Annotated in this window: 14 protein-coding genes; 7 read left to right on the top strand and 7 right to left on the bottom strand. The window is 61.6% G+C overall.

Features of this window, described 5'->3' with window-relative positions; translation table 11 throughout:
• Positions 1-49 precede the first annotated feature (49 nt).
• Positions 50-1,093 carry a PAS domain-containing sensor histidine kinase gene (locus L593_RS14495; protein WP_020447725.1) on the top strand — a complete coding sequence of 348 codons (1,044 nt, stop codon included), beginning with the start codon at positions 50-52 and terminating at the stop codon, positions 1,091-1,093.
• A 231-nt stretch (positions 1,094-1,324) separates the two neighbouring features.
• Here L593_RS14495 and L593_RS14490 read toward each other — a convergent pair whose 3' ends face one another.
• The 3 genes from L593_RS14490 to L593_RS14480 form a co-directional block, all read right to left on the bottom strand.
• The gene (locus L593_RS14490; RefSeq protein WP_020447724.1) at positions 1,325-2,455 is read right to left on the bottom strand and encodes a DoxX family protein; all 1,131 of its coding nucleotides are present in this window, start codon (positions 2,453-2,455) and stop codon (positions 1,325-1,327) included.
• A gap of 165 nt (positions 2,456-2,620) precedes the next feature.
• Entirely contained in the window at positions 2,621-3,058 is a 438-nt protein-coding gene (locus tag L593_RS14485) for an ester cyclase (RefSeq protein ID WP_020447723.1), read from the bottom strand.
• 166 nt (positions 3,059-3,224) lie between these two features.
• Positions 3,225-3,824, bottom strand: coding sequence for a rhomboid family intramembrane serine protease (locus tag L593_RS14480; RefSeq protein ID WP_020447722.1), 600 nt, complete (start codon positions 3,822-3,824; stop codon positions 3,225-3,227).
• Positions 3,825-5,296: 1,472 nt separating this feature from the next.
• Between L593_RS14480 and L593_RS14470 the strand changes: the two genes are divergently transcribed.
• Positions 5,297-5,914 carry a hypothetical protein gene (locus L593_RS14470; protein WP_020447720.1) on the top strand — a complete coding sequence of 206 codons (618 nt, stop codon included), beginning with the start codon at positions 5,297-5,299 and terminating at the stop codon, positions 5,912-5,914.
• A 10-nt stretch (positions 5,915-5,924) separates the two neighbouring features.
• Here the strand turns inward: L593_RS14470 and L593_RS14465 are convergent, their stop codons facing one another.
• The 3 genes from L593_RS14465 to L593_RS15790 form a co-directional block, all read right to left on the bottom strand.
• Positions 5,925-6,059, bottom strand: coding sequence for a hypothetical protein (locus L593_RS14465; protein WP_259369963.1), 135 nt, complete (start codon positions 6,057-6,059; stop codon positions 5,925-5,927).
• Positions 6,060-6,326: 267 nt separating this feature from the next.
• Positions 6,327-7,361 carry a site-specific integrase gene (locus tag L593_RS14460; protein WP_020447718.1) on the bottom strand — a complete coding sequence of 345 codons (1,035 nt, stop codon included), beginning with the start codon at positions 7,359-7,361 and terminating at the stop codon, positions 6,327-6,329.
• 939 nt (positions 7,362-8,300) lie between these two features.
• Entirely contained in the window at positions 8,301-8,681 is a 381-nt protein-coding gene (locus tag L593_RS15790; protein WP_144060783.1) for a hypothetical protein, read from the bottom strand.
• Positions 8,682-8,963: 282 nt separating this feature from the next.
• Between L593_RS15790 and L593_RS14450 the strand changes: the two genes are divergently transcribed.
• Together L593_RS14450 and L593_RS15785 are read left to right on the top strand one after the other, a co-directional pair.
• A complete protein-coding gene (locus tag L593_RS14450) occupies positions 8,964-9,551 on the top strand; it encodes a site-specific integrase (protein WP_020447716.1) in 588 nt (195 codons plus the stop codon).
• A gap of 181 nt (positions 9,552-9,732) precedes the next feature.
• Positions 9,733-10,026 carry a hypothetical protein gene (locus L593_RS15785; RefSeq protein WP_144060782.1) on the top strand — a complete coding sequence of 98 codons (294 nt, stop codon included), beginning with the start codon at positions 9,733-9,735 and terminating at the stop codon, positions 10,024-10,026.
• A 90-nt stretch (positions 10,027-10,116) separates the two neighbouring features.
• Here L593_RS15785 and L593_RS14445 read toward each other — a convergent pair whose 3' ends face one another.
• Positions 10,117-10,296, bottom strand: coding sequence for a hypothetical protein (locus L593_RS14445; protein ID WP_020447715.1), 180 nt, complete (start codon positions 10,294-10,296; stop codon positions 10,117-10,119).
• 24 nt (positions 10,297-10,320) lie between these two features.
• Between L593_RS14445 and L593_RS14440 the strand changes: the two genes are divergently transcribed.
• From L593_RS14440 to L593_RS14430, 3 genes are read left to right on the top strand one after another with little or no spacing between them, the layout of a single operon-like run.
• Positions 10,321-10,809: a hypothetical protein gene (locus L593_RS14440; protein WP_187292627.1), complete on the top strand. Its 489-nt coding sequence runs from the start codon at positions 10,321-10,323 to the stop codon at positions 10,807-10,809.
• Positions 10,810-10,814: 5 nt separating this feature from the next.
• Entirely contained in the window at positions 10,815-11,342 is a 528-nt protein-coding gene (locus tag L593_RS14435; RefSeq protein WP_020447713.1) for a hypothetical protein, read from the top strand.
• Positions 11,339-13,048, top strand: a complete 1,710-nt coding sequence (locus L593_RS14430) for a hypothetical protein (RefSeq protein ID WP_020447712.1) — start codon at positions 11,339-11,341, stop codon at positions 13,046-13,048. Before L593_RS14435 ends, L593_RS14430 begins: the two co-directional genes overlap by 4 nt.
• Position 13,049 lies beyond the last annotated feature (1 nt).

Raw genomic sequence — 13,049 nt, 5'->3', positions numbered from 1 at the left:
CTTCGAATCACCCATGCCAGTTATCCGCGAGCAGTGACTTCCCTACGGCATGCCCGCAGAGGCGCTGAGCGAGGACGAAAACTTCCGGACGCTCCTGGACCACCTCGAGGGGGTGGCGATCTGGATCATCTCCGAACCGCCGGAATTCGAGTACGTCAGCGCTGGCATCGAGGACATCTGGGGCGTGCCGGCCGCAGAACTGGAATCGAGCGTCCTCCGCATGATCGAGTACATCCACGAGGACGACCAGGAGCAGCTCCTCGAGTTGCTCGACAGTCCGGATGCGGAGCTAGAGGAGATGACAGTGCAACACCGCGTCGTCCGACCGGACGACGAGGTGCGGTGGGTCCAGGGCAGGCTGTTCCCGATCGAGGAGCAGGGCGTCGTGAAGGTCGTCGGCGCGTCGACGGACATCACCGAGCAGAAGCGGCGGGAGCGCCAGCTCGAGGCACTCAATCGGGTCGTCCGACACGACATCCGCAACGACATGGCCATCATGCTAGGCTGGGCGGAGATGCTCGACGAACACCTCGATCCAGCCGGCCGGGAGCACCTCGAGAAGATCCTGACCTCCGGCGACCACGTCGTGGAACTCACCAAGATCGCCAGGGACTACATCGAGACGCTGACCTCGGACGAGGAGTTGCCCGTCTCGGCCACCGCGTTGCAGCCAGTGCTCGAACGGGAAGTGACGCTCTGCCGGCAGTCCTACCCCGACGCGGAGGTCGCGGTCGGCGACGTGCCCGACGTCGAGGTGACGGGAAACGCGATGTTGCAGTCCGTCTTTCGCAATCTGTTGAACAACGCCGTCCAGCACAACGATCGCGCCACCCCGTCGGTCGAGGTCACCGCAGTCGAGCACGAGGAAACGGTCGCAATCGCCATCGCCGACGACGGCCCCGGCATTCCAGACCAACTGCGATCGTCCCTGTTCGACAAGGGTTGGAAGGACGTCGGGAGCCAGGGAAGCGGCATCGGGCTCTATCTCGTGGACCTGCTCGTCGACCAGTTCGGCGGCGACGTTCGCGTCGAGGACCGTGACCCGCGTGGAACGATCTTCACCGTCGAACTCCCGCTGGCACCGCGATTGTAGCCGGCTGCTCTGGGCCGAACGTACGGCTGCTGATCAGAAACCGGAAACGGGAGACGCGGATGTCCTGTCAGTAGCCGATCGACGTTCGGGGACGTCGCCGCGGCAGTGGTGATCGACCGTCCGGAGGACGCTGCAGCGTGCGAGGCGGGACGCACTCGAACGCTCGACCGTGGCCAGCGAAGGCGCCTATGGCGTTTGTGAGACCAACTGCGACGCTGCAGGCTGTGCCCCTCAATCGCCCGCTAGATCGGCGTCCTCTTTCGGGATCCTCCCGTCGCGACCCGCCGACGGCGTCGTGAAGCGCTCGCCGATCCAGCGGTCCAGCGAGTACGGTCCCGCACCCGTCACGAGCAAGGTCGAAGCGAGCCCGAACAGCGAGATGTGCGCGAGCACCGGATCGTCCGGCAGTGCGAACAGCGTGAGCGTGAACATCAGGAGTGCGACCAGCGAGCCCGCCCGGGTGAACGCGCCGACGATCAGCACGATCCCCAGCGCGATCTCGACGAGCCCGGCCCCGACCACCCAGAGGCCTGGATCGACCGGCACGACGGCGGTCAGGTCGTACTTGTCGACGACGGCGAGCGCCTGCCCGGGCGTCAGCAGCTTCTCGATCAGGCCGAGGTAGGCGAAGTTGAGGCCGATACCGACCCGGATCACCGTCGGGACGAAGCGCTGGTACGGACCGACGCGAGCGCGGACGGATCCCGTCAGCCGATGCACGGGGTCGATCCGGCCGTAGACGGTTCCCTCCGCGGAGGCGACGACCTCCAGCACTTCGTCGGCACTCGGTCGGCCGCTCCCGAGGAGCACGATCGCGACGAAGCCGGGGACGTACTCGAAAGCGAGCAGGAGCTGGGGCTCGAAGACCGTCGCGACGGCGTAGGTCGCCAGTCCGATCGCCGCGACGACGCGCGTTCCGAGTCCGAACAGCAGTGCGAAGCCGAGGCCGATCTGGAACAGCCGGGCCGCCGCGGGGAGGACCGATCCGGCCGGTTCGACAGCGGGGCTGACGAAGTAGCCCGCGAACCCGGCGCCGACCAGCGGCAGCCCGAAGCTCAATCGGAGCAGCCAGGGGAGGAGGTCCCGGTACTCCGCGACCGCCTCGCGGAAGACCGAAATATCGCGCCGGAACGGGAGGAATCGGAGGTAGGCGAGTGCCGCTATCCCGACGGCCAGCGCGCCCCCGCCGAGGAGCGCCGCGTTGAAGGGATCGGTGACGACGTTCACGAAGAGTTCGGCCGGCGACACGGACCCGTTGCTCGGCGCCGTGTAGCGAACGTGGGCGGCCACCGGCGTGCTCGCGAGGAAGATTGCGATGGCCGTGGTCAGCGCAGTCGTTCCCGTCCGGAGGGTCGATCGCATCGACGGAAATAGGGGCGACAACCGGAACCGTGTTTCGACGGCATCGGATCGGACCGGCGATTGAAGGCGAACGAACGCCGACGGAAAGCGGCGAATGAAAGCGGCGGCGGAAGACGGCAGCGGAGGAAGCGAGACGACGGGAGCGGCGAGCGGTCGCGGCCGACGCTACTCCATCGGCAGGTCGACCAGGCCGAGTTGCCGCAGCATGCCCATCGTGTCCAGCACCAGCCATCGCTCCGCGATCAACCCGTCCTCGATCCGCGTGACGACGTTGTTCGGGACTTCGAACGTGTTCCCGGTCGGTTCCATGCCCCAGAGCTCTCCTTCGTGCGTCCCGCGGAGGGTCACTCGCATCGAGACGAGGTCGTCCTCGGCGAAGATCTCCTCGACGGTCGCCGAAAAGTCCGGGAACGCCTCGATCATCTCCGCGATCTCGGCTTTCAGCTCGTCGCGGCCCTCGGCGTCACCCATCGGCGTGTGATCGACGACGTCCTCGGTCGTGATCTCGTCGATGACGTCGAGCTTGTGTTCTGTCGCTACGTCCTCCGGAACGCGGCGAGCGAGTTGCTTGTGCTTGTCTGTCGGTGATTGTGTGGTTGCCATGGTGTGTGCACCCGTTGCCAGCGGCTCTCAGATTGACGGCAGCGAGTCGTGGAGGGCGCTAGGAGTAAAGAAGGGCCGACGGACGTTAATTGTTAGCGCGGCACGTGGAGGGGAGGTGGCGAGAGTCGGTGTAGCACGTGGGAAGTCCCGGGGGACGAGAAGTCGGTCACTGGATCCAGCGAAGATAGGGCCACCCGATCAGCAGGCCGAGTACCATTCCCCACAGGTGGGCGTGATTCGCAGTGGTGAGCCCAGTCAGCGATCCGAGCACGAATTCCGCAGCGACGGCGAACGGAAGCGCGACGGCAATCGCGAATCGGAATGCTTCCCACCGATCCGTCGCCTCACCAGTCCACTCCCGTGAGAGAAAATACACGCTGTAGAGGCCGCCCCAGCCCAGGATCGCGCCGCTCGCGCCAGCGCCCGTGGTGCCTGTGAGGTTGGCGTGCAGGAGTCCGCTTCCCAACCCAGTGGCGATGAAGACCAGGAACAGATGCGTTCTCGGGATTCGCTCCTCCAGATACGAGCCCAGCAAGAGGAGCGCGCCCACGTTCACGAACAGATGCGCCGGCGAGACGTGGGCGAAGAGGGAGAGAATCCAGGACGGTTCCGGGGTCAGCCCTGGGGAGAATATGAACCAGTACGCGACAGTGTCGATGCCCCAGAGCACGATCGAGAGGAGAATGAAGGGGTAGAGGGCCAGGCAGAGAACGAACATCGCCGTCGTGAGGGGATGTCTTCTATAGAAGTCCGACTCCCCGATCATCTAATTCAGTGGTCGAATCGGTGGCGAGTAATCCCTTTTGGCTGGTTGACATCTGGGAAAGGTCCCTGTGATCCCGTCCGCAAATGCCCGAGAGTCGTCCGAATCTGAGGAGCTGAGCTACTCATCGACGGTGCACGTTACTCATCCAACACATGGATAGAGAAACGACGTGAAGAAGGCGATCACCGAATCGAATAAATCCTCAATAAGGAGTCTCGTCGCGAGGGAACGTCTCAATATCGGGCTTCCCGTCAGTGATCTCATACCAAGTCTGCACCGGGATTCCGCATTGCTCCCGAACGGCGTCCCGAGCAAGACGCCAATAATTGATCCCAGCCTCAACTCGGAGCACTCGCTCTATGGATTGCGAGGAATGGTGTGGGCCTCGTTCGTACACCTCTGCCGAACAACTGTCAGAGGTGTTGTTCAGCTGAGTCCACGCTACACGTTCAACCGCTGGGAATGCATTGAGCAGCGTCTCGGCCAATTCCCTCGCATCAGGGCCGACCAGATCGGTTAGCAGAAAGGATACGGCACAGTTTGCTTGACGGACGTGGTCGATCCACGTTAGATTGTCTGCCGGCCAACTGGCAGCCACCTCGTGCGCTGATAGATCGGTTACGAGCGTGGCCGTTTCGTTCGTGCCCATATCCATGCAGACAGCAGTAGCATCGAAAACGTGTCGCCACTCGAACCATCTTCGAATGCCTGACCGGTAAGGGCGTGAAGTCGGACGGAATCCGCCTCGATCACGCCGCCCATCACACCCAAACGCCCATCTACGGGACCGAAGCTGACCGGGAAACGGGCTTCCCGGATAGCATGAATCTCCGAGAACACGACAACCGTGACGACATGAAGGTCTGGCTCAGCCAGGCCGACGTTGCACAGCTCCTCGATCGCGCTGACTGCCCCAACAGCGTCTTGCGTTCGCGCTCGGTGCGCGCTGTGGGCTCCGCTCCCACGAGGTCCTTGACGTAGCGCCCGAGCACGTCGTTGACACCGACGCCGGCACTGTTTTGCGAGTCTGACACGGGAACGGTGATCAGTTCCGCGAGACGCCCGTTCCGCGCGATCTCGCGACGACAATCCGGACCGTCGCTGACGTGCGTGATGCGCCTGCGAGCAGCTCGCTCCTCGCGGTCACCAGCACTCGATCACTCCGGCGGTGGCTTTAATCGGCTACCGAGGAACTGGCCGATGACACTGGGGAGGCCGACTGCAGCCCCCTCGCGTTTCACGATCTCCGCCGCACGTGGGCTACGCCGCTCTCTGCATCGGACGTTGATCCGCTCCTGGTCTGTGATAGGGGTGGCTGGAACGATCTTGAAACCTTCCTCGACATTACAGAGGTACGTACTCTCCGGAGGCTCAGCGACGTGAGCGAGAGAAAGTAGACTGGTTATAGCATCAACTCATCCCCTCTGAAGCCGATTAAAGTCTTATACAATCATGGATGTACAACCGGAACAATGGCGGACGACATCAACCAGTTGCTCCCTGAGGAAAGCGATATCATCATCTGGAATGTGGAAAATCTACCCAACCACCATGTCGCAATCGATTCTGGCGATCTAGCCACTGTAATCGAAAAGGCGGTATCAGCGGGAGCATCTGAGATATACCATTGCACGGAGCCAGAAGCGGGCTATCCAGGAATTGCATGGCGGGTCAATGATCTAACTCACGTCTACCACACTGGCGATTACGTTGAACCAGAGCTCCCCGAAGACGAGATTGAGGATTCGCAGTCCGACGAGGACCGTCGTATAGACGAACTCGCTGATGAGATATTAGACAATTATCGCGAACTCCTTGGAGACGACGAGATTTACCGGTTCGAGGAAAACCGCGAGATACTGCGGGTTGAAAATTTGCTACGGAAACGAGAGGAGATAGAGGAAGAAGCTAGAGCAGACCCAGAAACCGAGAAAGCAGCTGCTGAGTGGCTTGCTGAACACGAGAAGTTCAATTTGAACTCCTCTACAGTAGATGCGGAATTGCTGATCGAAGAGAGTGAATTCGATATGGATGAGGTCCGGGTAGAACCTGTACGTAAACGGGCCAGAGCGATCCTGAATACACAATAAATTCTCTTCTCTATAGATCCTCCTCCAACGTCAGCTCCCACTCGCTGGAATCCTGCCGATCAATGTGGACGTGGTGCTCGCCCTCCAGGTCGCCGGCGTCGTCGAGCAGTCCGTCGAGGCGCAGGTCGACCTTCGGGATCGTCACGCCGATTGTGTCCGAATCGAGCTGCCAGAGTTTGTTCAACGCTATGGGACTACCTGCAAGTAGAAATACCGGGATTTGAACCAGAGTAGACGGTCCTGCTCGGCCCGTCGGGTCTGCCGGGCTGCGACTACTCTGGTTCAAATCCTCCTCTGCTCACTTCTGTCTCCTCACGTCCGTTCGTCGCCAGAAGATGGGGTCGGAGGGCACGGCTCTCCCCGACTGCGCGATACGCTGACGGCTCTACGCTGTCGATCTGAATGGATCTGATCACTCATTGGTGTCCTCTATGTCAAGTTTCAGTGTCGTGTCCGCTCGCAGCTCCTCGAACTCCTCGTGCAAACCGGCCTTGTAGTAGTGCCGGCGGATCGTCGCCGGTTGCGCATTCACACGCTTGGCGACGGTCTCGATATCGAGGCCCTGGAGAAGCTGCCAGGTGATGCTGCCAGTCCGCACCGCGTGGAGAGCCCGGCTGCTCGGGCACTTACTCGAGAAGTTCCGGCGGGTGTAGTCGCAGGTCTCCCGACGGTTCCCGTGGGGGCACTGCTCCACCAGGCACGGCTGCGTTCCCATGTAGCTCCAGGCGCGGAACGTGGAGTCGGACGGGCGGCCTTGCCGGGCGCAAAACAGCGGCTCGCGCCCCTGGTCGTCGCGCTTGTCCACCCGCTCTCGGGCGATGTAGGTCTCCAGCGCGGCGACCACCTGCTCGGAGATCCCGACGACGCGCTCACCGGCCTCCTTGTTCTTCAGCCGAGTGTGCGGCGGTCGGTGACGGAATTCGAGCGTCTGCGCGTCGGGGTCGTAGTCGCGGAGATCGAGGGCTCGCAGGCCGCTCATTCGGCAGCCCACGTGCCACGCGACTTCGAGCACCGCGTGCTCCGGTCGACCCTTCCAGGTTCGGTCCCGCCGGTAAAACTCGATCAACTCCTCGGCGTCCTCGTGCGCGAGTTGTTGGTCGCTCGACTCCTCGGAGCGATCCAGGGTTGGCGGGTTGACCTTCTCGGCGAGACCGTCCTCGACGATCCCGAGATCCTCGCAGTAGTCGAGGAGCTGCTTCACTGCGACGAGCGAACCGCGGAGGGTCGTCGGGGAGATCTCGTCCGCTTCCCGGTCAGCCCGGTACTCGTCGAGATCCCAACCCGACAGCCTGCTCATCGACTCGATGCCGTTCTCCTCACAGAACTCGACGAACGCTGTGAGGCGGTTGTCGTAGGTCCGGACGGTCCGCTCCGTGTTCTCCGCGCGGCGGCGATCGAGGAAACGCTCGCGCGCCTCGCGGGGACCCAGGTCCCGCTTCCCCCTCACGCCGTGCCACCGTAGCACTTCGACCACCCGCACTCGGGACAGTACGGGCAGCTGGAGGACTCGCGGACGCGGGCCGCGCCACAGTCGGGGCAGGTCATCGCGCCACCTCGGGCCCACAGCCCACGGCGACACGCTCCGCCTCGAAGGGATCCGCCACGCTCACGGGGACCACCGCGGCGTGAACCGCCTGCTGTACCTCTGGGATGCGTCGTTGTGTGTCGAATACATCCGCTCGGAGAGTAAGCGCGGTCCGTTGAGTAGGAAATCCTGAAGCTCGGTGAAAGTGGACGTGTTGCTACGCACCATCGCTGTGCGCGTGCTCGATGCCAGCCGTCGTGCGGGGCACTTTTGCCCCGCGGCGTCGGATTCGTACATGCCTTCGTGCCTGATCCACGGAGGCCACGCGGGCCGGCGTTCCAGCGCCGGGTCCGCATCTTACTGAGGAACCCGGCCGAACAGCGGCGGGTCCCGTGTGGGCTCCGTTGATACTCCCCTGAAGCTGCTGCCATATAAATCTAAGCTTAGCTTATATGCTCTAGAGAAATTGTTGCTCAAACATAAGCTGTAGATCTCAAACGTGAAGGGACAGATAGGTATATCAATCCAGCGTCGAACTTCCGGGCTATATGCGAAGATCAAGGGCTGAATGGATGACTCCAGCCGACGATCAGATTCTGGAGGTGCTTGCCGAGGAAGGTGCTGGTACACCTAGCTCGTTGGCAAAGACCCTTGATTACAACAACAACTACCTCACAACCCGATGCACGAAGATGACTGAGTACGGTTTACTGGAGAAACCCGCCCGAGGCCTCTATCGCATTACAGATGCCGGAGAATCATACCTTGCTGGCAATCTGAATGCCGAAGAGCTGGAGTCGGAGGCAGAATAACTCCAGATTGACCACTCATTTCGCTAGAACCGCACCGAAGACAATTTTCCTAAAATTCCCAAGCTTCAACAGTAACCTCCGCTCCATTATTTCCTTCGACATTCTTAGCTAAGACTACGAGAACATGGTTTCCTTCTGTAGAAAACCGCTCTTCCAAATTAACGCTAGTTCCCCAACTTGTTTGACTTTCATACCAATAATCCGTCCCCTCCTCAAAGAATTCAAATTCATCTTCTTCTACTACAACGAGGCGAATGTGTTCTCCAGTCCTTGAGATTGCCCGGGCCTTGATCCGGCTGTGAGTGTCGGAGTCAATATTCCATGAATCGTATGAATCCCCACCCGGATTGTGATCGAGCTCTACCGTTTCCTTCACCAGGAAATCATCATCACTCTCAGGCTCGTTCTCATAGGGCTGATTAGTTCCCATGCAGGAAGATGATGCCCATGTGACTAATAAATTGTTGTAAAGTTACAGCAGAACACACGAACCAACATCTCCATCAGAGCACGTCAACCGGGTATCCCTGAAATTTTCTGAGCAGACGCTCATTGATCAAGCGGAAGGTTTTGAGTGCGCCGATTAATCCACGGGCCAGGTTCTTCCGACTAACACTCAAAGCCGGACGGATTCCGGGCCGGTCACGCCGCCCACCGCACCCAAACGCCTATCTACGGGACCGAAGCTGACCGGGAAACGGGCTACCCGGACATGAATCTCCGCGAGCACGACAACCGAGACGATATGAAGGTCTGGCTCAGCCAGGCCGACGTTGCAGAGCTCCTCGATCGCGCCGACGGCACACACCAGCGCCTCGCATTCGCGTTAGGTTCGCGCTGTGGACTCCGATCCCACGAGGTCCTCGACGTAGCGCCCGAGCACGTCGTCGAGACCGACGCCGGCACTGTCCTGCGAGTCTGGCACGGAAAGGGCGATCAATTCCGTGAGACGCCCGTACCGCGCGATCTCGCGACGACCATTCGGACCGTCGCCGACGTGCGCGACGCGCCGGCGAGCAGCTCGCTCCTCAACGTCACCAGCACGCGATCACTCCGGCGGTGGCTCCGATCGTCCGCTGAGGAGCTGGCCGAGAACACTGGAGAGGCCGGCTGGAATCACCTCGCGTTTCACGATCTCCGGCGCACGTGGGCTACTTCGCTTGCCGCCTCGGACGTGGATCCGCTATTGGTCTGTGACTGGGGCGGATGGAACGACCTGGAGACTTTCCTCGATCACTACCGCGGAACGTACTCCCCGGAAGCACAGCGACGGGAACGGGAGAAAGTTGACTGGTTGTGAGAAAGTGAGGTACGGTCAGAGGGCTGGATAAGACTCTCTACTGTTTCGTTCTTCGAACACACAGTGGAAAACTTCTTGTTAAATTGGCTTGTAGAATGGTAGCAAGGTAATGAACCCCATTGCCCCCTTCAAACGACTTTGGAGCGGAGCGGTCAAATTGAAAAATTGGATTCGTAACCCGATGAACGGGAATGATCCAGTAACCCCCTTCAAACGACAGTACATCTCTACAGGAGCAGCATTCCTCGTGATCATCCTCTACAACGTAGGTTCGGCCCTCTATAATATCGGATGCGCCATCATTCTGGACGGTGGGGCCCACGTATTCAACGCTGTCCGGGCGATTGCGAGCGATCTCTGGCATGCTCGGCCCTCCTTCACTCGGTGGGCACTCCGGGGCGTGGAGAAAACAGCAAAGTTTAGCGCAAGTTTGATCGTAGCAACAGCTGCATTCCTGATAGAAATTCTTCGCTGAGAGCCTTCAATTCGGCTGTTAACCTCATATCCTCAAAGCCGCTTCGTAGGAAGAGCCAGCAACTGGAAGTTGCACTGGAACATTCACTTTCTATAAATCCTCGACGAGCGTCAGCTCCCACTCGCCCGAATCCTGCCGATCGATGTGGACGTGGTGCTCGCCCTCCAGGTCCCCCGCGTCGTCAAGGAGGCCATCGAGGCGGAGGTCGTCCTTCGGGATCGTTACGCCGATCGTGTCCGAATCGAGCTGGCGGAGTTTGTTCAATGCCATGGCTCTACCTGCGTCCCGGTACCCGTGATAAAACTCGGGGTTGGACCGCCGGAACCCCAAGGCCGTACCCAGGTTTTCCGCACTATCTTGTCGGTCGCCGAAACCGGCCAAGCCGCTGTTATGGCACGAAACCAGGTCGATACGATCGACGTAGGCGCGCTGACTATCGTCCCGATCGCCGCCGCGATGGTGCTCGGGGTGTTCGCTCTCAACATTTCGGTCTTCGGCATCGGCTCGCTGAGCCAGCCGATCGTCGGCTCCGGAACCTCGGCGATCACCATTCCTCTGGTGCTGTATCTCGGCGGCCTCGGCTGGATCGTCGGCACGAACGAACTCGACGGCAGCGACTACGAGGACTACGAGCTCGCACTCATCGGCTTCGCGTTCCTCTCCGTGCCGATGTACGTCTTCGTCCCCGTATTCGCCGATCTCGTCGGCATCTCCGACGTGATCCGCCTGCTGCTCGCGCTCGGCATCTCGGCCGCCGCCGTCCTCATCAGCTACGTGGAGTAGAGCAAATGGTACTGAACAACCCGGACCGCACGGCGGCACTCCAGCTGCTCGCGGTCCTCCTCATGGCCGTCGCGCTCGTCGGTTCCCTCATCGTCGTCGGGGCCGCGAGCGCGCAGGAACAGGTCGGTAACTCGACGGTGCCCGGCGTCGATGCGGGCGAGAATCGGACGGTGACCGTCGAGATTCATTGGAACGCATCCGCTGACGCTGCGAACGACTCCGCGAGCGTCGCCATCGAGCACGTCACCAGTGACGGCACGGTGAACGCGACGACCACGGACGCGGTCCCGGCCGATCCGGGCACCTGGACGTACAACCAGACCACCGTCTCCCCCGCCGTCGACGTCGACCACTTCGACGTGAACGTGACTGCCACGAATGCGAGCGTCGTCGACGACGTCCAGATATCCGACGACGCCGCTGCCGGCGGTGGCGCAGTGTCAGGTAGCGACGACGGGAGCACCGGCATCCTCGGCGGGATCATTCTGCTGGCCGTCCTCGTCGGGGGTGCACTCTACGTGAGGGACGCATGACCGAGGCGAGCCCACAGCCCACGGTCTCGCGCCGTACACTCCTCCGCTCCGGTGCGGTCGCGGCCGGCGGCGCGATGGGCATGGGCGCAGCTACTGAGTACGGCGCGATCGGCAACGTCCGCGCCTGTCCGCTCTGTATCGGCGCGGCGATCGTCGGAGCCGGCATGGTCGGGTACGCGCTCGGTCGCGAATCCGCTCCGGAGCCCGATCGGAGCGCCGAGCAGGCCGAGGCCGACTGGGAGAACTGGGTCACGTTCTACAACCGGGCCCGCCAGATCGGCACCCACGACAAGACGCAGCTGGAGCAGGCCCGCCGCGACGCCAACGGCATGGCGAACCTCGCACGCCGGGACGCAATCCTCGCGATCTACAACGAGGCGGTCGGTGGATCGAGCAAGAGTCAATCGCGAACGGCCGCCGAGGATGCCGTCAACGCGGCGTTCACGGAGACGCTGAAGGGCGTTCTGAACCACCACACGAGCCGCATCACGGAGCTCGAAGGTGACATGCAGCTCATCAACAGCTCCGACTTCACTACCCAGGCAAGCAAGGTGATCGAGGCCTACGAATCCACCGGCGATAGATGGGTCACGCCGACCCACTCCGTGCCGGAGTCGGGCACCTCCGGCGGCTCCCAGAACAACATCTTTCCACCGTCCTCGGACGGGTTCGCCAACTCCGACATCACCCTCCCGAACGGCGATACCGTCTCCGCACCCGTCAAGAAGTCCATCAACTCGAAGGTCTGGCTCGATGGCGATTACAAGGACGCCGTTGCCACGATGCTCACGCCGTGGCCCGAGCATCTCGCCGTGCAGGCGTACAACAATCCGTCGGTGCTGAAAGACACTTCCTCGCAGACGCTGAAGTACTTCGACCTGCTCACGAATCCACGGATTCGCGAACCCAACCCCGACGAGTACGACTCGGTGAACGAGTCGGAAGTCGATACGTCGGACTTCGACGGGCATCAGGTATACCTCCACGAGACGAAATTCGTCGAGGTCGTCGAGGAGATCGAGACGATCCGCCAGAACGTCCTGGAGGAGGTGGACCTGCTCGTCGATACCCACTACGACGCTGCAAAGAACGGCGACATTTCCCTTCCCGAAATGACCGCCAGCCAGGGACTCCTGGAGGCAGCGCGGAACGCGGATTCGTTCCGCGAGGTCGCACTGGCCTTTCGCACGATGGGCTGGGCCGTCGCTGACACCGCGACGGTGATTCGCTTCCAGGACTCTCAGGGTAACGTCCGAGAGGTCGACAGCAAGCTCGCGTGGGCGCGGCAGGACCAGCCCGATTCGCTGGAGGTCGGCCTCGAGTACGACGCCGGCCAGTTGCCCGGGACGCTGTACATCGCGTACAACTACACCGACCAGAACGGCGAGACCGCCGCGACCTACGGCGCGCTCGGCGGGAAGTTCACCATCGTCGCCACCGAGTCCGGGAGTTCCACAGTCGGCTTCGAGCATCGCGGTGTCGTCGAGACCAGCGACTCGCCGACCGACGTACAAGACGAGTTTCGCGACACGAACGACGCCGAACAGGACGCCGAGGAGGCCCGCCAGGACATCAACGTGACTTCCGGCGGGTTCACCCTCTTCGGCGGGAACGGCGGCCTCGGCGGTGGGCTTGGGCGGATCGTCGGCGGCGCGATCGTCGTGATTGGCGCGCTGTTCGGCATCAACCTCGTCACCTCAGGCTGAC

The organism is Salinarchaeum sp. Harcht-Bsk1, assembly GCF_000403645.1.
Lineage (GTDB): Archaea > Halobacteriota > Halobacteria > Halobacteriales > Salinarchaeaceae > Salinarchaeum.
This window is presented reverse-complemented; position numbering and strand designations above follow the sequence as displayed.